We start from the raw sequence: 22,458 nt of genomic DNA, 5'->3' as shown, positions 1-22,458 counted from the left end.
ATGCAAGATAGCTAAAACTAACTTCCAGACCTGAGATCACCTTTCACAACACTGCTTATAGTGAACTTCACTCTTTCAGTTTCAGCTTGCCTCACCATCTGCTTGGTCTTAGGGTCACAATAAGTAGTTGCTTTTTTCTTAACCACTGAGAGAGTTCCAATCTTTGGAATTCTAATAGACTTCCTGCGTTTGAGCGATTCATATATGTACTCATACAATGCGTTTATAGCACGCTTGGCATGGCCTTTAGAAATCGAAGCACCTTCAGCAACAACATTGATCAAGTCAACATTTTTCACTACTTCTTTTGTCATCAAAAGCTCTCTGAAACAATCAAAACTGCAGATTATGATATAAACCCGAATAAATCAAGAGGAAATGCGAATATCGAGGCGCAACTTCAGGAAATTTCGAGTTGTGCATTAAGAATTTCACAATCAATAAACTTTACTCTTCTTGCAGTAGTTCCTCTTGAAAAGAAAATTGACCAAAACTGCCTTCTAATCCATCAAGAATATATCTTTGTGGGATGATGCTGTGAAGAATTTCTGAGACTTTGCTGCATCTATTCATTTGGAATCAGAGCTCATTGCCTGCATGTCCTTACGACATGAGCAATGGGGTGTAAGAGAAATTTTAGTTACAGTTTTCTTTCATTTTCGTATACGCTTTTGCGAAGCCCCTTAGTGAATAAAAGTTAGTTGAACAGCCATGCTGGCTCGACTTTGCTACTACGACTGCGTAAAGACCTGCATTCATTGAGCGCACGGCATTTTCATCGTTTTCGACATTCTTAAACCAGGCCCTTTCGCCTTCAATCAGGTCGAAGATATACGCGTCGTATGGTTTTCCTTTGTTGCAATTACCCGTTCTTGCGCCATCTATCATCGTCTGTCTGTGCTCAAAAAATTCATCTCTCCTTCTGTAGGTTGCGAGTTGGGGCAATGAGCTGTCTCCATAGTCGTGACCGGAAGTAATACTAACTTCATCGATGTTTGCACTGATGTGTCTCACCCAGAGATACGAAGCCCCATGATCAGTTTGGTATCCTGCAACAAAGAATGGTTTAGAAGCAATAAAACATGTAGTTTTCCCATCTTCAACCTGGGTGTAGAAAGTCCAACGCTCAAAAGTCCATATCTTAGTCAGCGTACCATCAGCTAAAGTTAAAAAGGGCACGAAGAGGAACAACAATACGCATAGCGCTCTTTCCATTACCGCGGAACTATGTGGGGTGAAGGAATGTTACATCGAAAGTCTCTAAGTTTCAAATGCACAAGGTTGGCGATGTTTCAATCTTAGAGACTTCCTGGTATATGTATTTTTTATCTGTTTTCCACTCTTTTTGGGTTGGAAATTGTACCTGTGTATGTAGTACTGAGGGGTGGACTGTGTTACCGGCCTGAGTTTAGTACCTAAGTTGCTTTGAATTGCACCTATTTCCTTTCGCTCTTGTACTTAGTAGAAAAATTGTTTGTGCATGTATTTGTTCTTTAGGGTATTCAGAATAGCGTATTTTGTCTTTTACGCGTATTTTGAGCTCCTGTACAGGAAAAATTATTCTGTTCTGGTTTCTGAAGTGGAGAAGATGGGTCCAGCATTCATCAAATTTGGACAGTTTTTCTCCAGTATGGGTGATTTTATCTGCTCCGATTTATCTACCGAATTAAGGAAGCTGTGTGATAACGTGAAGCCCGTTTCTTACGTAGAGGTAAAGGCATCTATTGAAAAGGAATTTTCAAAAGGAATAGACAGGCTCTTCAAGTGGATAGATGAGAGGCCAACGGCTTCTGCATCGATTGCGCAAGTGCATAAGGCAATTACGCTATCAGGTGAAGTTGTGGCTGTAAAGATTCTGAAACCAGGAGTAAAAAAGATCTTTAAGCGAGATATCAAAATCGCCTTTTCGATCGTGTACATTTTATCGTTTTTTCTCCCGAAACGCTTTAACCTAATCACGATTTTGAAGAAATTTTCTGCTTCCACAAAAAACGAGCTGGACCTCAAAATGGAGGCAGCTGCATTGTCAGAGATGAAGGACAAGCTTCTTACCAATAAAACAGTTGTGATACCTGAAGTTTATTGGGGCCTAACGACTAATGAAATTCTCACTATGTCTTGGCTTGAAGGGGTGCCACTGACACACTGCAAGTTATGTGATCCACAGTTTGCACGAAGACTTGTTGAGACATTTTTCGTGCAAGTCTATGTAAATGGCTTTTTTCATGGGGATATGCATCTGGGAAATATATTTCTCATTTCTGGACACAAAGTTGGATTAGTAGACTTTGGAATAATTGGAAGGATTGATGAGCAAACAAAGGTTTACGTTTTGGAACTGATTAAGGGGTTCTTAGAAAGAGACTACGACCGCGTGGCAGAATTACATTATTCAGCTGGATACGTAGAAAGGTCCCGAACAGATTTTGCTTCTGCGTGTCGTGCTCTCGCTGAGCCTATAGTAGACAAACCGCTGAAGGAGGTCTCACTATCTCGTCTTCTGGGTGATTTCTTTAAGCTTTCTAGGGATTTCCGTATCGAGATTAACCCAAATCTTATTTTGATGCAAAAGAATTTAATTTTTCTCGAGGCAAACTGTGCGAAACTTGATCCAGAGATAAACGTATGGCGAATAATAGAACCAATGATAAGGAGGTGGTATAAAGACAGGATGTGTCCAACAGTGCTAGTGAGGGAGAAAATCCATAAGATAGCGGTTGTTTTAAAAGAGGCCTTCGAGGACAATAAGGAGAGTAAGTATCGTGCGGTTACTGCGTCACGATGTGAGGTGTTTTTCTGGATCTGTCTTGCCTCAATTATCAATTTCCTTGCCATACTTGCTTGCAGGTTTTTTTAGTTTTGCTTTTCATGAAAAAACGTATTGCTCATGCATCAATTCAACCGGACAAATTCTGCTTTAGTGAAGAGAATTCACGAGAGGTAGCTAGAATCCTTGCTAAATATCCCGCTTCCCGTAAGAGGAGTGCTGTCCTTCCGTTGCTACACCTTGTCCAAAGACAGCATGAAAACTGGATTCCTATCGCTGCAATGGATCATGTTGCACAGTTACTTGGACTACCGGTTATTAAAGTGTATGAAGTGGCGTCTTTCTACAGTATGTTTAATACTGCCCCGGTGGGGAAGCATACCATACGTGTCTGCAGAACCACGCCATGTTGGTTGAGAGGTTCCGATTGTCTAATTGAAGCTGCGAAACGAGAATTAGGGATCAAAGTGGGCCATAAAACCGAAGACAACAAATTTTCTTTAGATGAAGTAGAGTGTCTTGGGGCCTGTGTTAGCGCGCCAGTCGTACAGATTAACGACGACTATTTTGAAAATTTGGACGAAAGGTCTTTTCTCGAGCTTTTATCCAGGCTTAAGTAACTGACTATTTTTGAGTCCTAGCGATATTTTAATTACTTAATGTTACAATGAAAGCATGAGGGGGTCCCTCTAGGAGGAGGTTCCTTTTGGTTTTTAAAATAGTTATATTATTTACATAATAGAGCATAGATATCTTTCTAGAATAATGCTATTATTATCACAGTTGATATAGTAACCATCTGGCAATTTAGGCGTGTCCTTTATTTGAGGGCGGTCTTCTTGCTAGAGGTGGCCTTGGAGCTGTGATGGGTAATTTAAAAAAGGGTCACACTTTCCTCAGGAATGTTGTTTCTCGTCTTTCTCGTAAAAAGAAAGATGGAAGGTCTGCTGCTGTACGTAGTCTACTATCTATTCCGGGTGATGCTGAAGTTTCACCCGTAGTTGATGGGTCTGTATGTGACTCTGGTCAGTTTTCTGGCTCTAGTGGGAGTAGCGTTGTTGGTAGTTATAGTAGCGATTTTGTAGCTTTTGATCTGATTCAATCTCCTAAAAAGGAGAAGTCTTCAGGGAATCTACACAGAAAAAAGAATGAGAAAAAGGTCATTTTAGGTAAAAAGCAGTCGATGTTCAGTAATATCAAAGGTACATTGCAGTCTAGTAATGAGCTAGTTAATACTTTTGTTTCTCCAGGATTCTTGTCGGCTCTTTTAACTTCGATTGGAGAAGAGGGAGGATTACACGTCCATTTTATCGCAGAACTAGTCTCATGTTTCAGAGCAGTTGAAGAGATGCTGTACCCTGTCAGGGATGGCAGGGCTGCTCAAGACCTCGTGAAGATCCGAAAGAATGTTGTATGTTCCCTTGAGAGCGTAGTAACTATGCTTTCACCTTTTGCAACACTCCCAAGTGACGAGAGCGGTTCTATTAAGTCTTGTCCTACTGCCGCCGCTTCTGCCCCATCAGAGATCGCTCTGGCACGTATTTTGTTTTTTTATGTCAGTGCTTTGTTGGACGAGGTAAGAGGGATAGATGAGGCAAGATCAAGTAGGTCACAGCAAATCGCTGAAGACGCTATTAATAAGTGTCGTAGGTATGTTTGTGCGCTTTCCCTATATCCTGTCTTTAGGAGTGGTAGTGCTACATTAAGAGAGATATTTGGCGATGCTAGTGCTTTCCTAGATAGTTTATCTACTGCTGTTACAGGTATTTCTGCCTCTTGTGGGGTGGGTCTTTCGCTTGAAGATTTACATGCTTTAAGAGGTCTAGCAGAGGATCCAACTAATGCGGCTGACGCTGGTGAAATTCATGCTGTAATTGGCGCATGTGGTACTGGTGATCTTGCGGCTGCAAGAGCAGCTGCAGATAAGATAAGCGATGCGCGTGTCAGAGAAGAAGCTGTAAGATGCATAGAAAAGGTACGGCGGATACGCTCGACTATAACTAGCCTTCCTGAAAATGTCAGCAATACCTCCAACAGTATATTCACTCTCGTTACAGGTATTTCTGCCTCTTGTGGGGTGGGTCTTTCGCTTGAAGATTTACATGCTTTAAGAGGTCTAGCAGAGGATCCAACTAATGCGGCTGACGCTGGTGAAATTCATGCTGTAATTGGCGCATGTGGCAGGGGTGATCTTGCGGCTGCAAGAGCAGCTGCAGATAAGATAAGCGATGCGCGTGTCAGAGAAGAAGTTACAAGATGCATAGAAAGAGTACGACAATTGCGCGCATCAATAAGACGGATTCCAGCTGATGTCGCTAGTGCTACCGGTGAAGTGTGCAAAGTAATTGAGCAATCTAAGGGTTTTGTGCGGAGTCTAAGAGAGACCCTTGGTCTTAACGGGTTTGTAGAGGATTTGATCTCATCTACCAGTAATCTATATGCTGCTCTATTGGATGTAGGGGGAGAGTCTTCAAGATCAACTGCCTCAATTACTTTACTTCTTGGAAGAATGCAAGAATATGCTGCTTGCGTGCCTATTCAGCTCGCGATTGCTGCAAGTAATCCAAATGTCGTTGCTTCCTGCACTGTGTCTGGGCGAGAGAGTGGCCCTTTAGACGATGGTAGCTCAAGTCGGCAGGTTGTAGAGTCTGTTCTTGGAGCTGCTTTTGCGTCTCTGTTTGGAGGTGTGTATTCGAGTCCGCATCAGCCTGTCAAGAGTTTGAGCGCTGTTTATTCACTGGTCACTGTACTAGAAAATTCTGCAAGCACCACACGTACAGAGATTTCTGATGCGGTGTCTGCTGCGTGCTCAGAAGTGCTCGATTTTATGTACGCACTAAACGTCCTTAAGGAAAAGCATTTTAACACAGCAGCTGAGGGTGTGCGTAATGCTGTTAATACAAGCGCTAAAGCCGATCATGTCATGAAAAAAGTTGTTTCGTGCTTTGGGCCAAGGGTTATCTTTTTCTTCTCTATAGTTTTAGGGATGGTTTTAGTTGCTCTTGCGTCTATTGAAATCCCTTGCTTTAAGGATTTCAGCGCTGGTGGAGTGGCATCAATGATTATGCTTTGTGCTGGGATAGTCCTTCTTGGGGTCGCTTTCACTCAAACTTATAGGCGGGCTCCTAAAGATTCTAAGCGATCTAGGTCAGCCGAGCTTTGTCGCGGCGTTTTTTGTGCTTTAATACCGGGGCTTATATTTTGTGCAGCAGCTTTTGTATCCTTGCTGAGGTTAGTTAGAGAAGACCCCTTGGGCATACCTAATCTTTCAGAAACACTAACCTTAGAAAGAGTTTGTATTGTTGCTGGAATTCTTTTCTCACTAATATCCGCTCTTGTGCTTGCATGTTTTGATGTTGTTCAGTGCAAAATTGATTCCTTTTCTTCATTAAGCGCGTCTTTTAAAGGTATAAAAGCCGGTCATCGTCCTGCTTCTGGAGAGTGTGCTCCACTCTTGGATTCTGCCTCAGTCTCTTCCGTATCAGAGGAAGATCCAGCTTCTCTCGCTGTTTGAGGAATAACATAGTGTTGTTGTTCTAACGTGTCCAATGTTCAGTTTATCTTTGCACTTTCAAGTTGTTGAACCATTTGTTTAATAGAATTGCAATTTCTGGTAGGATTTTTTTTGCTCTTACTAACGGTAAAGATATTGTTAAATTTTTGCTCTCGTACAGTGTTCTCTACTTAAAGAGGAGACTCTTGTTTTGAAGTGCACCGCGTAATATAATTCCCTCAGCGTGAAAACTTATTAGCTCTGTTATGCCTGTTCCCAAAAGGAAGACCAGCCCGTCCAGGCGCGGTAAAAGACGTTCCCATGATGGCCTTCGGCCTGAGAATGTTATTGTGAATAAAACTACGGGGGAGTTTCAACGGTCGCACCATGTGTCGTTGGATGGTTTTTACAATGGTAGACGGGTTCTTTCTCCAAAGGGAAAAGCAGGTTCTAGTTGATTCTCTCAATTGGGGGCTCTTGCTGTGGCGGTACCGGTTTATGTGATGGATCAGGTAGGGCGTAAGGTTGTAGTTGCCCTTGATACTATGGGCGGGGATAGGGCACCTGATGAAATTCTTCTTGGTGCCTCTGTGTATCTTCGGCAGAATCCATCTTCGGTTTTCTTCAGGCTTTTTGGCAACTCTTCATCTATCGAGCGCTGTTTATCATCTAAGGCTAACGTTCATTTACTGGAGAGTTGCGAAATCATCCATGCTGGCGATGTTGTGATGTCTGATGACAAGCTCTCTTCTGCAGTGAGAAAGAAGGGCTCGAGCATGTATAAAGCTGTTCAGGATGTGAGAGAAAAGGCTTCTCAGTGTGTTGTGTCTGCTGGAAACACAGGGGCGTTTATGGGGATATCGAAGATACTGTTAGGGATGCTGGAGAACATATACAGACCGGCTATTGTTACAACTCTTCCAACGAAAAAGGGTGAGGTGGTGGTTTTAGATCTTGGTGCGAATCTGGACTGCAGCTCGGATGTTTTGTATCAATTTGCCTTTATGGGTTCTGCTTTCGCAAAGGCAGCGTTGGGAGTAAAAAATCCCAGAGTGGCACTTTTAAATGTTGGTGTTGAAGAAAACAAGGGTACTGATGCGGTGAAAGAAGCTTTTCATTTACTTAATGAAAGGACTGATGAGGACTTCACTTTTATAGGTTATGCGGAGCCTTCTGATGTACTTGGGGGCGAAGTGGATGTTGTTGTCAGTGATGGCTTTACTGGGAATGTAATGCTCAAGACGGCCGAGAGTATTTTTCGTTTGCTCAGGGATGATATTGTTGGTGCGACTAGGACTTCATTGCTCTCTAGATTAGCTGGGTTAGTCCTAGCAAAAAGCTTGAAGAAATCAATATCTAGGTTTAATCCTGATCTCAGGAATGGGGCGATGTTAATAGGAGTGAATGGAGTTGCGGTAAAGGCTCATGGAGGTTCTGATAGTGTTGCCTTCGCAAACGCAATAGGAGCTGCTGTGAAACTCGTAGCAAATAATCTTAATTCCAAGATTATTGACAGTATTTGCACGATTGATTAAAAAGCACCATTTTTTGTCGGTTTTACTCTAATAGCTTACATCAGGATCTTGTCATAAAAGGGCATGGAATGTGTGTTAGGTAGGGGTCTGTGTTTCAATTTGATATTCTGTTGGTGGTGTGTATTCTATGAGCTATTGGGTGATTCATGTAAGCAAAGTTTCTACAATATTTGTCAGACCTGACGGTAAGTAGTTGTATTCTCCAGAAAGGGGTGGTAGGGGAGAATGCGAGTCTCATTCTATTGACCAAGGGTTGTGAAAAAGGGATTTGCTGTACCTGTACGCTCTTCTTATACTTTACGGTATGTTGTTTTTACTGAGTTAGACGTGCACTTTCTTGTACCTTGTTGTAAATTTTATCCACCTCTGGAAGAGAAGTAGTATTCTACATGTATTCATAGAGTTTTACACAGGATTATAATGAAGAAAACTAATTTCTTGAGTTTTGGTTGCTATCTACCAAAAAAAGTGCTTACTAATTTTGACCTTGAGGAGTTGGTTGATACATCTGATGAATGGATTCTCAGGCGTACTGGGATTAAAACCAGGTATATAGCCGAGGAAGAGGACGTATGTGAGCTTGCTTTTAGAGCGTCTTTGAACTGTCTTGAGAGGGCAATGCATTTTTCCCAAAAAGAGGTTGATGCGATAATCGTTGCGACCTGTACTGCTAATAAAAGGTTACCTGCAGTTGCAAATATGTTGCAGGCAAGATTAGGCATAGGGAGACACATTCTGTCCTTTGATGTCAATGCTGCATGTACTGGATTTCTATATGCTCTCTCAATTGTTGATGCAATGATCGTGTCCGGTAAAGTTTCTACAGTACTTTTAGTTGGAGCAGAAGCGATGTCCACAATTATTGATTGGAATGATCGAAATACTTGTGTTCTCTTTGGTGATGGTGCAGGTGCCGTATTGGTTTCGGCTGGTGATTCTGGTGGGGTCTTATATGAACACATGGCTTGTGACTCTTCCCTTGGAGAGGCACTCTTAGCAGAGGTTGGTGGAACGCTTAAAATGGATGGTCGAAGTGTATTTGAGGCAGCTATCAAAAGGTTGACTCTTGCCATAGGTGAGGCGCTCAAAACAACTGGTATTAGTGTTGAAGAACTGGACTATTTTATAATGCACCAGGCAAATATAAGAATTATAGAACTGATAGGTGAGAAGATAGGGATAGATCGCTCTAAAATCATTGTCACTGTGGATCGTTATGCAAATACCTCTGCTGCATCCATACCAATTACACTAGCTTATATGGATTCTCATGGATCGATAAGAAAGGGTGCTAAGATACTTTTCGCAGCTATGGGTGCTGGATTTACCTATGGTGTAACAATTTTTGAGTACTAAAAGAATAGCTGTTCATGTTAGGATGGCTTTCTTACTACTGTATTATGGGTAAGATCTCTTATTTATTACTAGAGGATTGTATATCGAGAGGGTAACCGCGTAATTACAGTGAAAATTAAGCAAGATTAGTAGTGAGAGTCTAAGCAAAATAAAAAGATTGATCGAGGCAAGCAGGTTACAGAATCATTTTCGTTAGTACGCGTGCAAGCACACACTCGGGAAAGTCAAAGAGGTAGCTCCTTAACATATGGATAAGGCAGAACCCTATCCGGAAAACACTAAACTAGTGATCCCGGTGCGATTCGAACACACGACACACAGATTAGGAATCTGTTGCTCTATCCTACTGAGCTACGGGACCCAAGCCTAAAGTATAAAGGAAACTTATGTTTTGTAAAACCAAGAAGAGAGGCATTACAGTGATTGTTTTTCCTCTATAACGGATTTAGTTAGAGTGTTTGTTGACTTCTTTGAGTGGAACGCATGGGTTATCTTTATTTTTAAGCGTAAATGCCAATTTAAGGAGGAAGAGGGACTCTACGAATGACGACTGTAAATAAAAAGGAAATAGAAAAGTTTGCCGCTCTTGCTGATGAGTGGCACATCGCGAATGGCAGTTTCGAGATGCTTCACAAAATGAATAAAGTGCGAGTGCGATATATACTAGGCCACGAAGACATAGTAGCGAAAAAGATACTCGATATAGGCTGTGGGGGCGGAATTCTTTCTGAAAATCTAGCAAGCCTTGGAGGAATTGTGACAGCAATAGATCCATGTAGCAAGAGCATAAGAGTTGCTGAGGATCATGGTCGAGGTGAAGTAAAATATTTTGCTACGTCATTAGAGGATTATGTGAAGCAAAATAATAATGATAAATTTGATGTTATATGTATCATGGAAGTAATAGAGCATATTGATAATCTCAAGGAGTTTATGCACCTTTGTGCAGAAATTTTGCTCCCAGGAGGAAAAATCTTTTTTTCTACACTGAATAAAACCGTGAAATCCTTTTTACTCGGTATTCTTACAGCGGAATATATCCTCAGACTTGTTCCAAAGCATACTCATTCCTGGAAAAAGTTTTTATGTCCTTCTGTATTGAACAAGTTTTTTGAATGTTCCGGCTTGGAAATAAGAGGTATCAAAGGGCTAACTTATAGTATTCTATCCGACTCTTGGAGATTAGGCAGTGATGTTTCAATGAACTATGTAGGTCTTGCGATGCACAAAAAATAAAGTATGATCCTATCACTCAGGTTATTGGGAATTTTCAAACTTCTAGAACTCCTGTATGTGTATTGCGTGGACGAAAGTTGGGGTACGATTTGATTCTCTTTAGTGCAATGTTAGATACTTAGAATTCCCTTGTTGGGAAAGTATACACATCCGATCGAGAGACCGTCGCGACTTTGCTACTGCTTATGGAAAGGTGGACCGTTACCGATGAAAACCAAACGAGCTCATAAGAAGTCCGTGGTCATAACCTCAAGAGAATCGCCATGACATGGCCAGCCAAGATCCTACCTAGATGGTTTCTTGGGTAACACAAATACTTCTAACAATACTCTTGTCACAAAAATTGATGAAAAAACTGAAGTGATGATTCCGAGGGAAAGTGTAACGGCAAAGCTTCTGATTGGACCAGAACCAATGAAAATCATCATAAGCGCAGCAAGTATTGTGGTAATATTCGCGTCAAAAATTGTTGCCTTTGCATGTTCAAAGCCATTCATTAATGAATTTCTCAGGACACCTGTCCTTTTGAATTCTTCGCGCATACGCTCAAAAATAAGTACGTTTGCATCGACTGCCATGCCTATTGTTAGTATCAACCCAGCGATTCCTGGAAGAGTGAGTGTCGCTTCGAGTAATGTCAAACTTGCTACCAGTAGTGTCAGATTTACTATTAATGCTATAGTTGCAGCTACGCCATACCAACCGTACCCAAATAACATGAATGTTACTACCAATAGCATTGCAAGGAGGCTAGCTCTTTTCCCCAAAAGTATTGCCTCTGCGCCTAGTGAAGGTCCAATGGCTCTCTGTTCTATTACCGTAAGTTCTGCAGGTAAAGAACCAGATTTGAGCAGTAGTGCAAGTTCTTTTGCTTCCTTAACATCGAAATTGCCGGATATTTCACCCCGGCCATTAATTATTGGATCACGAATCACCGGTGCAGTCAAAATAAGATCATCCAGTACTATTGCCATAGCTCTCCCTACATTAGCCTTTGATAGTTGTTCTAGTTTTTTTGTGCCATAGGCATTGAATTTAAATCGCACTACTGGCACACCCCTTTGACTAAATGCAACACTAGCGTCGTCCAGGAGATCCCCAGTAAGAGAGGGAGTCCTTTCAAGGGGTAGGTTCCTGCCAAGTTTATCTTTCAAAAAGAATTTGCCCAGGATAGTTGCAGTATCATTTACAACCATATGGAAACTCAGTTTCGCTGTTTTACCAAGCAATGTCACTAACTCTTCTGGATCATGCAAACCCGGGACTTCTATTGCAATACGGTCCCCACCGAGCGAATAAATCAATGTTTCCCTTACACCAAACTCATCTACTCGTCTCCTAAGGTTATTTATGGAATCTTCAAGCAATTTCTTATCTATTTCGTTAAGGTAGCGCTCGGAGTACGAAAGTTGCATATATGCACGTTTCTGATCGATGCTATCAAATACTATTTCGTCAGAAGTTTTAAAAAAATCCCTTATAACCGCAATATTGTTTTCTTCCGACTGTTCAAGTGAGATTGAAATTATTTGGTTTGACTCATCAATCCCAATTTTTTTTATTTTAATACCTTTCTCTTTTGCAAATTCTAGGATTTCAGAAACAAGTCTGCGCAGTTTTTCTTGAATGTACCCGGTGCGATTTATAGACATTATAATGCTTACACCCCCGCGCAAATCTAATCCAGGATTAATTTTCTTATTTGATCCAGAAGAAAAATTACCCCAAACAACGAAGGCAGAAACCAGAAAAAGAAACAACAGAAAAAAACACTTTACGCGCAACGAACGCATTGGATTAATACAACAAAAGCGATAACAACCTGGTTATTATAATATGAGAAATCCATTTAGGATGTGCCATCATTACTTACCTGCTTAATATCCTTCCAAATGCGTTTGTTCGAAACCCATGAGAGTACTAGTAATATCGAAAGGAATCCCATCACTTTTAACCCAAGTCTCTTGCGATGTTCCATCTCGTATTCGGATGCCCACTGAAGAAAATTCACCACGTCAAAAGCCATTTGTTCAACCGTAGCCGGGGTACCGTCCTCGTAGGACACGATATCTTCAGACAGAGGCGGCGCCATGGCAATTTTACCGGTGGAAAAGTACGGATTACTGTATAAACCTTCAGGCGCTTCATCGTCTGTAAATCCAATCAAAAGAGAATACAAATAATTCGCTCCACCAATTCTACCTCGCGCAATTAGAGATAAATCCGGCGGATACGCAGCATTGTTTGCTGCTTCTGCTGCTTTTCTGTTCGCATAAGGAGGAACAAAATAGTCTGAGAGCATGCCCGGGCGTTCATAATATTCACCATCATCATTAGGGCCATCCTTCACCTGATACTCCGATGCTATCAACTTGGCTTCTTCGGGCGTAAAACCGGCACCTAGAAGATGGCGGAACGATATTCTATTAAGTGAATGGCAAGCCGCACAAACCTGTTGATAGACTTTCAGGCCACGCTTTATGGCCTGTTTATCAAAGGTACCGAGCGGTCCCTCAAACGACCAAGACATTTTAACGAGCTCTTTTGGTTCAAAGCTTCCTTCACTCGCAAGTGCAGAAACTTGGCAGAGCAAAAGAGCAATAAAAAAATACTTTTTCATATCACAGACCTACTCTTTGTTGCTCTCCTTGAGGCTTTCCTCAATACTTTTTGGTAGCGGTAGCGTTTTCTCAAGCTTCCCTAAGATAGGCAGCACAACCATGAAATAACCGAAGTAGTATAACGTCGCTACTCTACTCATACTTATGTATGGTTCCACAGCTTCTCTACCTCCTAACCAAAGCAAAAATAGAAAATTCACTAAGAAGACAAAGAAGAACTTTTTAAAAAGCGGACGGTACCTACCACTTTTAACTTTTGAAGTATCCAACCATGGTACTGCTATCAGTATTAGAACTGAGGAAAGCAATGCTACCACTCCTCCAAGTTTATTTGGAATTGCACGTAAGATTGCATAAAAAGGGAGGAAATACCACTCCGGCACTATATGACTTGGTGTAACCAATGGGTCTGCCTCAATAAAATTATCTGGGTGCCCTAAGTAGTCAGGTGCAAAAAATACAAACCCTGAGAATACAAGGAAAAACAGCACAACTGTTACAAAGTCCTTAGCAGTATAATACGGATGAAAAGGCACGGTTTCTCTTGTAGAGGCTACTTCTATCCCAGACGGATTATTCGAACCAAACCTATGTAATGCAATCATGTGCAGACAAGCCAGTGCAACTATGATGAATGGAAAAAGGTAATGTAAGGCAAAAAACTTATTCAAGGTAGGATTTCCCACAGCAAATCCACCCCAAATCCACTGTGCTATTGACTCTCCAAAAACAGGGATTGCTGAAAAAAAATTAGTTATCACAGTTGCTGCCCAAAAACTCATCTGTCCCCATGGGAGGACATATCCAAGGAAGCTAGTGGCCATCATGCATAAGTATATTACGATTCCGATTATCCACAGTAGTTCGCGCGGGTTTTTATATGATCCATAATACAGTCCCCTGAAGATATGAATGTATACCACGGCGAAAAACATCGATGCTCCAACCTGATGTGAGTATCTAAGTAGCCATCCAAAATTAACATCCCTAGTTATATGTTCCACACTCGCGAACGCATTAGCAGCATTTGGATCGTAATGCATAGCCAGAAATATCCCTGTCAGAAGCTGAATCCCCAGTGACAGCGCAGCTAATATACCGAAATTCCAAAAAATATTCAGGTTCTTTGGTGCCCTATAATCGACAAAAAACCCCTTTAAAAACGAGAAGATGGGCAACCTATGTTCTATCCATCCTACAACACCAGAATTCCCCTTTAGAGTAGCTTCAGTATCAGACATTTTTTTCCTTTGCTCCTACCACAACTGTTGTATCGTTGATGAAATAATAATCCGGCACAACAAGATTAGTCGGCGCTGGACCGGAAACAACCCTGCCGGAAGTATCATAGTGCGACCCGTGGCAAGGACAGAAGAAAGTACCATCAGTATTACTAAGGGGCACACACCCAAGGTGCGTACATACACCGACCACCACAAGCCAGTTCTCCTTGTTCGGTTTTACACGCGCAGCGTCGCGTTCAGGATCCTTAAGAGAGGTAAGATCAGCGTTCCGCGCCATCCTTATCTCTTCTTCTGTCCTGTTTCTTATGTAGACGGGTTTTCCCTGCCATAAAACCTTAACACCCTGACCAGGCTTCACATTGCTTATATCCACTTCTCTTGTAGCTGTCGCGAGTACATCCGCAGAGGGACCAAACGACTTCAACAAGGGCCAGGTAGCAGCAACAGCACCACCAGCACCGAAGGCAACCGTAGTTGTAACTATGAAATCTCTTCTTTTTTTATCTACCATCTGTCTACAGAAAATTAAATAAGCATACCCAAAGCCGTGGACAAAGCTGCATCAAGAATGAATACTCCAAAAAGCAGGAATAAGTATAACACGGAATAATAGAATAACTTCATACATTTCTTCTCGTCTAGATAAACATTAATTGCATAATACAAAAAGACAAGCCCGAGTATGAAGGCCACGATCATATAGGTTCCACCGGAGAACCTTAAGAGGTATGGTAGGATTGAAGTTATAAATAGGAGGACAGAATAACACAATATCTGCATTTTTGTTGCCTTGACTCCGGAAGTAACTGGTAACATAGGGATCCCAGCAGCCTCATATTCTCCTGAATTTTTTAATGCTAATGCCCAGAAATGCGGGGGAGTCCAGAGGAATATTATCAGAAAAAGAACTAAGCTTTCCACGCCTATATGATTAGCCACGGCTGCCCATCCGATCATGGGTGGAAATGCTCCAGCACCACCTCCTACGACGATATTTTGAGGTGTACGTCTCTTCAAATAGACCGTATAAATCACAGAATAGTAGAATACCGCTACGGATAAAAGAACCGCGGACAAGTGATTCACTGCCAATTCCATTAGTAGTACGGACAACGCAAAAAGTACCAACCCGAAGACCAATGCCGCTTCTGGTGAGATCTTTCCTTGTGGGATAGGCCTTTTGCTGGTACGGCTCATGATCGCGTCTATGTCACGATCATAATACATATTTAGTGCACCGGCCGCACCAGAACCCACAGCAATGCAAAAAATAGCAGTGAATACTGAAAAAAAAGGTGCATGATACCCAGAAAAATATGCAAGCACAGCACCGGTCACTGCCGTAAAAGTGACCAAACTGACAACACGAGGCTTGAGGAGGGCAAAGTACGCCCTCACGGTCAGCCAATCAGTCTTGGATACAACCTGAAACACCTTGCAATGCTATTCTACCACAGGTTGCTTTTCAAACGAATGGAACGGAGGAGGGGATGACAAAGTCCATTCTAGAGTCTTTCCACCCCAAGGATTAGCTTCACATTTTTTCCCCTTACAGAGTGTATGAAAGACTATAAACACAAAAAATAACGCCGATCCAAACGAAAGTGCTGCGCCAAAGGAAGAGACATAGTTCCATGGAATGAAGGCATCCGGATAGTCGGGTATTCTTCTTGGCATACCTGCTAAACCTAAAAAGTGCTGTGGTAGGAATGTTATATTTACGCTAACGAGCGTAATCCAAAAATGGATTTTAGCAAAGCACTCGTTGTACTGTTTCCCTGAAATTTTACCAATCCAGTAATAGAAAGCGCTGTATACAACAAACAGCGCTGCGATCGACATCACATAGTGAAAGTGTCCAACAACATAGTATGTGTCGTGTAGAGCCTTATCTAGCGCAGAATTCGAAAGTGCAATACCCGTAACGCCACCGACCACAAACAAGAACATGAAGCCTATAGCAAAAAGCATAGGTGCTTTAAGATCTATAGAACCACCCCACATTGTTGCTATCCAACTAAAGACTTTTATGCCTGTTGGAACGCCAACTAGCATTGTTGCAACGGTGAAATAGGCAAGAGCATTGAAGTTAATACCAGTAATAAACATGTGGTGAGCCCACACGAAACAACCGATTATGCCGATTATTGCCATTGCAGCAACCATACCTTTGTACCCAAAAACCGGCTTTTGCGAGAAGGTAGACACAACTTCACTAACAATACCAAAGGCAGGAAGGATGATAATATAAACTTCAGGGTGACCAAAGAACCAGAACAAGTGTTGAAAAAGAAGTGGATCACCACCACCTGCGACTTCAAAAAAAGCTGTACCCAAATTACGGTCGGTGAGCAGCATCATAAGAGCGCCAGCCAGAACCGGCATTACTATAAGGACCAGTATAGATGTCACAAAAATAGACCATACAAAAAGTGGCATCTTGAACAATGTCATACCAGGTGCGCGCATGTTCAATATAGTTGCGACAAAGTTAATGGCCCCGAGAATTGATGAAATACCAGCCAAATGTAAACCGAAAATTGCTAAATCAATGGATACATCAGGATGAAAATGAATTCCCGCGAGTGGCGGATAGAACGTCCAACCTGTACCAGGTCCTTCGCCAATAAGCGCGGACATGACGATAATCACCAGAGAGAAGAAAAGTATCCAAAAGCTGATGTTATTGAGCCTCGGAAAACACATGTCTGGTGCTCCTATCATAAGTGGAACGAACCAGTTTCCAAATCCAGCTATGAGTGCTGGCATAAGCATGAAGAACACCATAACCGCCGCATGAGCAGTTATAGATACATTGTAGAGTTGATAGTTGCCCATAAAGACATCTAGGTGTGCAAGTTGTGCACGTAGCATCAACGAGAAAAGGCCACCTACAATTCCCCCAGCTACAGAAAGAATAATGTACAAAGTGCCTATGTCTTTATGATTTGTTGAAAAAAGCCAACGCCTTATGCCGCTAGGGACCTCTGAATGTTTATTCATAATAATTAACCTTAACTAATCTCCAAAACTAAAAACTGTCTTTCGCTTGAGTAACCCATTCTTTAAATGCTTCTTTACTTACGGCAGTCACAGCTATAGGCATAAACCCGTGCAGTATACCACAAAGCTCAGAGCACTGTCCGTAGTAAGTGCCTTCCTTGTCAATACGAACCCAGGTTTCATTTAGTCTACCTGGGATCGCATCCTTTTTTATTCCAAGCGACGGCACCGCCCAGCTATGTATTACATCATCGGAAGTAATTTGAATTCTTACTGTCGTATCAACAGGTAAGACGAGATTATTGTCTACAGCCAGCAATCGAGGTTCGCCCTCATCCAAGTCGTGCTTTAAATTGCTGTCGAAGGTAATTTCACCATGATCCGGGTAGTTGTACGTCCAATACCATTGATGCCCGATAACTTTGACTGTCATGTCTGCATCTGGAACATGCTCCTCGTATTTTAGCACCTTTAATGAAGGGAAAGAGATGCCTACCACGATAAGCACTGGTATCACTGTCCAAATAATTTCCAGCAAAGTATTGTGCGATGTCCCAGAAGGAGATGGATTCCTCTTCTTGTTAAACCGGATAACAGTATATAGGAGAAGAGCATTAACCCCAGCGGCAATGCAAATCATGATTATCAGCATTAGATTGTGGAAGTCATTGATATAGTCCATCACAGGACTAGCTGATCGCTGAAATCCAAGCTGCCATTCATAGGGTTGTCCAAGTTGTTCGCTAAAACCGAAGACCGGCAACAGAAAGATGAGTATTAAAACAAGCTTCCGCATAAAACGACGTCGATCCTAAAGAGTTGATCAATTATACAACACGAATAGAAGATCTTTAATACCACAAACATACTAGCAAGCGCAATGCTCGCAGATAAGTTGAATGAAAGTAAGATTAACGAAACAATAACCCTATTTTCTTAATTTAAAATATTATAAACTCATCCTTATTCTACCTTGCTCCTGCATAAGGGCCAAGGCCCACACACGACTTAGAGGGTTATTTTTTATTATTCGATAGGTAAGCTCTTTTTAGTAATTTTTTCAATGCCGCTACCAGCTCAAGCTTGAGGTTTTCCGAAAGGTTCAAACGACATATTTCATCAATCTTTTTCTCCAGTGATAGGAGTCTATCTTTCACCTGATTCACACCCGTAATGTTCCCATCAAACTGCAACAGGGTTGTTATCTCATCAATATCTTCAAAGGCCTTTTTAATGATTTCAGACAAAACGATTCCTCATCTAAAAAGTATGCTGCTTCGTTCTGTATAGAGCAGAACACTTGTCTGCACGAAGCCTTACGCTTTATCTTCTGTTGAATATATGAACGCCAAACAAGAAAACAAGTCAAAGCGACTGGGTGGTACTGGACTCGAACCAACAACCTCTTACACGTCAAGCAAGTGCTCTAACCAATTGAGCTAACCACCCAGATGAACCCTAATAATACGTAAAATTTTCATTGTAGGAAAGTCCAAGCAAGTAGGGTTTAATTCGATGGCTATTTAGCTATATATGATGAAGGCAAGTTCTTGATGTATAAATTGAAACTGTGATGGATCAATCAACTGGGCAGTAAAAAGGTAATTTCTTACGGTGCCACCAACGCAATTATTTAAAGGATGTAATTAGGTAAAAGAGCCTGCAATGGAGCTAATTAGCTCCATTACTTTGCAGTGTGCCTCTTTTAGCGCTTTCTCAGAGATGCAGTAAGGCGGCATTAAGTAAATCGTGTTTCCGAGTGGTCTTATTAGCAGTCCCTCTTTCATGAATATCTCTCTTAGTTTTACTGCAATCGTGTGATTGTAATTGCATTCCTCTGAAAAGAGATTAAATGCCACAATGGTTCCACAAACCCTTTCTGCTTTAATTATTTCTGGTAACGTAAGTTTCAGATCACAAATGAAACTTCTATGTAGTTGTTCAATCTTAGCAATTTTGTCGAGTGTGCTTGTACTTTTAAGTAATTCTAATGAGGCAATAGCAGCTGCGCAGCCAAGGGGATTTCCGGTGTATGAGTGACTATGAATTAGCGCACTACTAAAGTTGTCAGATAAGAATGCGTTGTACACTCTCTCAGTCGTAATCGTGAGCGATAGTGGTAAAAAGCCGCCTGTTAATCCTTTTGAGAGACATAAAATATCTGGTTTGCTAAGGATATAATCCGAGGCGAACATTTTGCCTGTACGGTAAAAACCAGTCATGATTTCATCAAATATGGTCAGTATGCCATATTCTTTAAATAACTTTACACACTGTTCGAGGTACTTGTATCGACACATCCGCATACCTCCAGCTCCCTGGACTAATGGTTCAGCTATGAAACCTGCTACTCGGTTTAAATTTTGTTCTAGAAAGTTTTGGATTGTATTTAGTGAAGCCTCCTCCTTTATCTCTACATCTGGATCGTTTTCCCAGGTTGCAGGAAAAGGCACATGCACTGTCTCGAATAGAATTTTCTTGTATTGGTCGAAAAAGCCAGATGATGCACCCAAGCTCATTGCTCCAACGGTGTCTCCGTGATACCCCTTATCAAATGAAATAAAGATATCCCGCTGTTTCTCACCTGAGTTTTTCCAGAACTGCAATGCGATTTTCAATGCTACCTCAACTGATGTAGACCCGTTATCAGAGAAAAAAAATCTTGTAAGGTTTTCAGGCAATTCTACTTTGAGGTTTTCGCATAATTGGATGGCTTGATCGTGCGTAAAACCTGCGAAAATTACTTGTTCAAGTTTTAGTGCCTGCTCATATATCGCATGTGCGATTGCTGGATTAGCATGACCGTGTAAGTTTACCCACCAACTCGATATAAGGTCCAAGTATTTTTTGTTTTGCTCATCATAGAGGTACTCACCTTCTCCCCTAATTATCGCGATTGATGGAGAAGAGGTTTTTTCTTGTGTAAGTGGGTGCCAAATTAGGCTCTTATCCCTCACAGACAGGTTAACTGTTTTATTATGTTGATACATCTCTCCTATAGCCGCGTAGGTGTTTTTATGCGGATTCTACTATTACCCGTGTTGTAACACAAGTTAAATTAATATCTTTATAATAGCGCTGAACAGACTTTTCTGTTTTTCAAAGAAGTTGAAATTTGTCAGCTCGAAATAATAACTCCATAGCTCAATTTTGTATGACGTATACAGAAATATCTTGCTCCAAGAATCACTAGAGCAGCGAATTTTTGCATTTTAGTGTGGATTCCAGTAGTGCTTTCATTGAATCACCCATCTGTACGCTGAGGATGCTATCTCTGGTTACTTCCTTTAGGTATGGAAAAGTGGCTAAGATCTCGGTCGAACCGTATTCTGCTATTGCTTTTGAATTGTAGTCCAGAAAGTCCTCGCACATTGAGTTTATCACTATGCCGAGAACTTTTATTTCTCTTGCCTGTAGTGCTTCGAGTGTAAGTAAAGTGTGGTTAATTGCGCCTAGAGTAGAGCGCGATACAATTATCACCGGTACGTTCAGGTGTTGAATCAGATCCACCATTTTAGTCCCGTTTTCCTGGAGGGGCACAAGGACACCGCCAGCACCCTCGATAACAATTTTGTTATTTTCTTTTTCCCAATACTTTGTTTGAGTAGTTGCGCTGATGAACTTACTTCGCCCGTGTTCTGTGGTCGGAATAGAGTTTATTTTGTTGCTAAGGCTTTTCCTATATTCAGGTAGTTGAATTTTGAGAATATCAATTGAGCTTCCACTCATCTTAGCTGCAACATGTGGTGCAATTGGATCAGGGAAGGAAAAGACCGAATCATAGGCTGGCACACCAGTGGTACTGGAAACGAAATCGCTGTCACTATTACCTCCGGTTTGTATTGGCTTAAAATAACCCCAACCCAAGTGCAAGCATATCCAAGTGCTTATTATTGTTTTGCCGACATTTGTGTCTGTTCCAGTGATAAAGATGGCCATGTTCTACTCAGCCAATACGGAGGGTTGCTTGTTTATATAAATCACACTGCGTTAGTACTTCAAGATGTGCTTGCTTGTAATTCGCTAAGGCTGTTTTAGATGTATCTATCTTGTCCAGCATCGTATAGTTGATGCGGAAACATGTGAGGCTTCGTAGATCCATATTATGCACTCGAAAGCGATTTAGTAGTTGCTTGCGCCCTTTTGAATTTGCTAATCGTTTGATTCCATAAGTGATTTTGCGTTTAAGATACGAGTGTGAGAGATGCATGGTAATGTGTTTGATGCAATGCTAATTGGCTAATAATTGTGATAAGTGAGTTGTGTTTCTCTGCATTGGAGCCATTTTACCTAGCTGTACGGCCCGTAATTGGTGTATGTAAGATGAAGGAATTCATTGAGTTTATACACAGGGTTCACTGTTACTGCCGTGTGTGGTGTTTTTTCAGCTGCATAGAAAACGCATCAGGATGATATGATTGTATACGCTACTTATTGATTGTAGATGCCAGATATAAATAACGATGTAGTAGCGGCAAATTTTAGTAGAGCAAGTTGCTCTTACGACCTCGTGGCAAAAATACAAAAAGAGTGTTGTTATAAGTTGGTTGCGATGATACGAGAGAGGCTTCCACACTTTATACCGGCATCTGTCCTGGATATTGGGGCTGGAACTGGTTACTTGACAAAATTATTGCTCTCAGAATTTCCTGATGCTAGTTTCACAATGAACGATATATCCTATGCAATGCTCAGCCGTGCTAAGGAGATAGTAGGAAAAAATGTATCCACGATCTTAGGTGATATGTCGAAAGTTAAATTTCCCGTATCTGACCTCATTGTGTCCAGTATGGCTATACACTGGAGTTCAAACCCTGTAACAGTTTTAAAGAGGGTGTGTAGGTCAAGTAAAGTGTTTGCATTTTCAATACTTGTTCAGCCTTCCTTATATGAATGGAATAGGTTATTTCATGAGCTTTCTTTGCCATCGCCAGGATTACACTATATTTCATCCGAAGAAGTAGAGTTAGCAATGTTGGATACTTCTCCGACATTATTTACTTGGGAAGTGTGCAATTTCGATATGCGGTTTGCCTCACCAAGGGAGTTTATAAGGTATATGAGACAGCTTGGCTCTAACTATTCGCCAGATGGGTTCAATGCATATCATGTGAGGAAAGTTTTAAAACATGCGCCTGGTGAATTTTTTTCAAAATACTCAGTAATGTTTGGGGTGGTTTCATGGCCATATTCTTAATTTTTT

20 protein-coding genes and 2 tRNA genes are annotated in these 22,458 nt (G+C 41.4%); 8 read left to right on the top strand and 14 right to left on the bottom strand.

Annotation, left to right across the window (positions count from 1 at the left end):
* Positions 1-17: 17 nt before the first annotated feature.
* Together NSE_RS02595 and NSE_RS02590 are read right to left on the bottom strand one after the other, a co-directional pair.
* The gene (locus NSE_RS02595) at positions 18-314 is read right to left on the bottom strand and encodes an HU family DNA-binding protein (protein ID WP_041917510.1); all 297 of its coding nucleotides are present in this window, start codon (positions 312-314) and stop codon (positions 18-20) included.
* A 322-nt stretch (positions 315-636) separates the two neighbouring features.
* Positions 637-1,179 (bottom strand): hypothetical protein, encoded by a 543-nt coding sequence (locus tag NSE_RS02590; RefSeq protein WP_227028934.1) that lies wholly within the window; start codon positions 1,177-1,179, stop codon positions 637-639.
* A gap of 301 nt (positions 1,180-1,480) precedes the next feature.
* Here NSE_RS02590 and NSE_RS02585 point away from each other — a divergent pair, with 301 nt between their 5' ends.
* The 6 genes from NSE_RS02585 (at position 1,481) to NSE_RS02565 (ending at position 9,151) form a co-directional block, all read left to right on the top strand.
* Positions 1,481-2,857 carry an ABC1 kinase family protein gene (locus NSE_RS02585; protein WP_011452021.1) on the top strand — a complete coding sequence of 459 codons (1,377 nt, stop codon included), beginning with the start codon at positions 1,481-1,483 and terminating at the stop codon, positions 2,855-2,857.
* Between the two features lie 11 nt (positions 2,858-2,868).
* Positions 2,869-3,387 (top strand): NADH-quinone oxidoreductase subunit NuoE, encoded by a 519-nt coding sequence (gene nuoE, locus NSE_RS02580; protein ID WP_041917509.1) that lies wholly within the window; start codon positions 2,869-2,871, stop codon positions 3,385-3,387.
* A gap of 245 nt (positions 3,388-3,632) precedes the next feature.
* Positions 3,633-6,281 carry a hypothetical protein gene (locus NSE_RS02575; RefSeq protein ID WP_227028933.1) on the top strand — a complete coding sequence of 883 codons (2,649 nt, stop codon included), beginning with the start codon at positions 3,633-3,635 and terminating at the stop codon, positions 6,279-6,281.
* Between the two features lie 245 nt (positions 6,282-6,526).
* Positions 6,527-6,718: a 50S ribosomal protein L32 gene (gene rpmF, locus NSE_RS04045; protein WP_011452017.1), complete on the top strand. Its 192-nt coding sequence runs from the start codon at positions 6,527-6,529 to the stop codon at positions 6,716-6,718.
* Between the two features lie 45 nt (positions 6,719-6,763).
* Positions 6,764-7,795, top strand: coding sequence for a phosphate acyltransferase PlsX (plsX, locus tag NSE_RS02570; protein WP_011452016.1), 1,032 nt, complete (start codon positions 6,764-6,766; stop codon positions 7,793-7,795).
* Positions 7,796-8,215: 420 nt separating this feature from the next.
* Positions 8,216-9,151 carry a beta-ketoacyl-ACP synthase III gene (locus tag NSE_RS02565; protein WP_011452014.1) on the top strand — a complete coding sequence of 312 codons (936 nt, stop codon included), beginning with the start codon at positions 8,216-8,218 and terminating at the stop codon, positions 9,149-9,151.
* 287 nt (positions 9,152-9,438) lie between these two features.
* Here NSE_RS02565 and NSE_RS02560 read toward each other — a convergent pair.
* Positions 9,439-9,512: transfer RNA gene (locus NSE_RS02560), tRNA-Arg, on the bottom strand.
* 182 nt (positions 9,513-9,694) lie between these two features.
* Here NSE_RS02560 and ubiG point away from each other — a divergent pair.
* Positions 9,695-10,387 carry a bifunctional 2-polyprenyl-6-hydroxyphenol methylase/3-demethylubiquinol 3-O-methyltransferase UbiG gene (gene ubiG / locus NSE_RS02555; protein ID WP_011452013.1) on the top strand — a complete coding sequence of 231 codons (693 nt, stop codon included), beginning with the start codon at positions 9,695-9,697 and terminating at the stop codon, positions 10,385-10,387.
* Positions 10,388-10,671: 284 nt separating this feature from the next.
* On the opposite strand, the gene secD is transcribed toward ubiG, so the two are convergent.
* From secD to bioD, 11 genes are all read right to left on the bottom strand, one after another.
* The gene (gene secD, locus NSE_RS02550; protein WP_011452012.1) at positions 10,672-12,180 is read right to left on the bottom strand and encodes a protein translocase subunit SecD; all 1,509 of its coding nucleotides are present in this window, start codon (positions 12,178-12,180) and stop codon (positions 10,672-10,674) included.
* Between the two features lie 56 nt (positions 12,181-12,236).
* Positions 12,237-13,007: a cytochrome c1 gene (locus NSE_RS02545; protein WP_011452011.1), complete on the bottom strand. Its 771-nt coding sequence runs from the start codon at positions 13,005-13,007 to the stop codon at positions 12,237-12,239.
* 9 nt (positions 13,008-13,016) lie between these two features.
* Positions 13,017-14,249 (bottom strand): cytochrome b, encoded by a 1,233-nt coding sequence (locus NSE_RS02540; protein ID WP_011452010.1) that lies wholly within the window; start codon positions 14,247-14,249, stop codon positions 13,017-13,019.
* Positions 14,242-14,763 (bottom strand): ubiquinol-cytochrome c reductase iron-sulfur subunit, encoded by a 522-nt coding sequence (gene petA / locus NSE_RS02535; protein WP_011452009.1) that lies wholly within the window; start codon positions 14,761-14,763, stop codon positions 14,242-14,244. The genes NSE_RS02540 and petA overlap by 8 nt, the downstream gene beginning before the upstream one ends.
* A gap of 14 nt (positions 14,764-14,777) precedes the next feature.
* The gene (locus NSE_RS02530; RefSeq protein WP_011452008.1) at positions 14,778-15,686 is read right to left on the bottom strand and encodes a heme o synthase; all 909 of its coding nucleotides are present in this window, start codon (positions 15,684-15,686) and stop codon (positions 14,778-14,780) included.
* 9 nt (positions 15,687-15,695) lie between these two features.
* A complete protein-coding gene (ctaD, locus tag NSE_RS02525) occupies positions 15,696-17,255 on the bottom strand; it encodes a cytochrome c oxidase subunit I (RefSeq protein ID WP_011452007.1) in 1,560 nt (519 codons plus the stop codon).
* A gap of 28 nt (positions 17,256-17,283) precedes the next feature.
* The gene (gene coxB / locus NSE_RS02520; protein ID WP_011452006.1) at positions 17,284-18,051 is read right to left on the bottom strand and encodes a cytochrome c oxidase subunit II; all 768 of its coding nucleotides are present in this window, start codon (positions 18,049-18,051) and stop codon (positions 17,284-17,286) included.
* Between the two features lie 220 nt (positions 18,052-18,271).
* Complete coding sequence (locus NSE_RS02515; protein ID WP_011452005.1) at positions 18,272-18,502, bottom strand: hypothetical protein; 231 nt, start codon at positions 18,500-18,502, stop codon at positions 18,272-18,274.
* Between the two features lie 128 nt (positions 18,503-18,630).
* Positions 18,631-18,704, bottom strand: a tRNA-Val gene (locus NSE_RS02510).
* Between the two features lie 197 nt (positions 18,705-18,901).
* Positions 18,902-20,245: an adenosylmethionine--8-amino-7-oxononanoate transaminase gene (bioA, locus tag NSE_RS02505; protein WP_011452004.1), complete on the bottom strand. Its 1,344-nt coding sequence runs from the start codon at positions 20,243-20,245 to the stop codon at positions 18,902-18,904.
* Between the two features lie 199 nt (positions 20,246-20,444).
* Positions 20,445-21,194 (bottom strand): ATP-dependent dethiobiotin synthetase BioD, encoded by a 750-nt coding sequence (gene bioD, locus NSE_RS02500; RefSeq protein ID WP_011452003.1) that lies wholly within the window; start codon positions 21,192-21,194, stop codon positions 20,445-20,447.
* A gap of 505 nt (positions 21,195-21,699) precedes the next feature.
* Between bioD and bioC the strand changes: the two genes are divergently transcribed.
* A complete protein-coding gene (bioC, locus tag NSE_RS02495; RefSeq protein ID WP_011452001.1) occupies positions 21,700-22,452 on the top strand; it encodes a malonyl-ACP O-methyltransferase BioC in 753 nt (250 codons plus the stop codon).
* Positions 22,453-22,458: the final 6 nt, after the last annotated feature.

The sequence above is a fragment of the Neorickettsia sennetsu str. Miyayama genome, from assembly GCF_000013165.1.
Classification (GTDB): Bacteria; Pseudomonadota; Alphaproteobacteria; order Rickettsiales; family Anaplasmataceae; genus Neorickettsia; species Neorickettsia sennetsu.
The sequence above is the reverse complement of the archived record's forward strand: the minus strand, read 5'-3'. Positions and strand labels throughout refer to the sequence as shown.

Coding starts and splice junctions, on each gene's coding strand:
- NSE_RS02575 (WP_227028933.1), top strand. CDS start 3,633: ATGGGTAATTTAAAAAAGGGTCACACTTTCCTCAGGAATGTTGTTTCT.
- coxB (WP_011452006.1), bottom strand. CDS start 18,051: ATGCGGAAGCTTGTTTTAATACTCATCTTTCTGTTGCCGGTCTTCGGT.
- NSE_RS02545 (WP_011452011.1), bottom strand. CDS start 13,007: ATGAAAAAGTATTTTTTTATTGCTCTTTTGCTCTGCCAAGTTTCTGCA.
- petA (WP_011452009.1), bottom strand. CDS start 14,763: ATGGTAGATAAAAAAAGAAGAGATTTCATAGTTACAACTACGGTTGCC.
- NSE_RS02585 (WP_011452021.1), top strand. CDS start 1,481: ATGTATTTGTTCTTTAGGGTATTCAGAATAGCGTATTTTGTCTTTTAC.
- ctaD (WP_011452007.1), bottom strand. CDS start 17,255: ATGAATAAACATTCAGAGGTCCCTAGCGGCATAAGGCGTTGGCTTTTT.
- bioA (WP_011452004.1), bottom strand. CDS start 20,245: ATGTATCAACATAATAAAACAGTTAACCTGTCTGTGAGGGATAAGAGC.
- bioC (WP_011452001.1), top strand. CDS start 21,700: ATGCCAGATATAAATAACGATGTAGTAGCGGCAAATTTTAGTAGAGCA.
- NSE_RS02595 (WP_041917510.1), bottom strand. CDS start 314: ATGACAAAAGAAGTAGTGAAAAATGTTGACTTGATCAATGTTGTTGCT.
- NSE_RS02565 (WP_011452014.1), top strand. CDS start 8,216: ATGAAGAAAACTAATTTCTTGAGTTTTGGTTGCTATCTACCAAAAAAA.
- nuoE (WP_041917509.1), top strand. CDS start 2,869: ATGAAAAAACGTATTGCTCATGCATCAATTCAACCGGACAAATTCTGC.
- bioD (WP_011452003.1), bottom strand. CDS start 21,194: ATGGCCATCTTTATCACTGGAACAGACACAAATGTCGGCAAAACAATA.
- rpmF (WP_011452017.1), top strand. CDS start 6,527: ATGCCTGTTCCCAAAAGGAAGACCAGCCCGTCCAGGCGCGGTAAAAGA.
- secD (WP_011452012.1), bottom strand. CDS start 12,180: ATGCGTTCGTTGCGCGTAAAGTGTTTTTTTCTGTTGTTTCTTTTTCTG.
- ubiG (WP_011452013.1), top strand. CDS start 9,695: ATGACGACTGTAAATAAAAAGGAAATAGAAAAGTTTGCCGCTCTTGCT.
- plsX (WP_011452016.1), top strand. CDS start 6,764: ATGGATCAGGTAGGGCGTAAGGTTGTAGTTGCCCTTGATACTATGGGC.
- NSE_RS02540 (WP_011452010.1), bottom strand. CDS start 14,249: ATGTCTGATACTGAAGCTACTCTAAAGGGGAATTCTGGTGTTGTAGGA.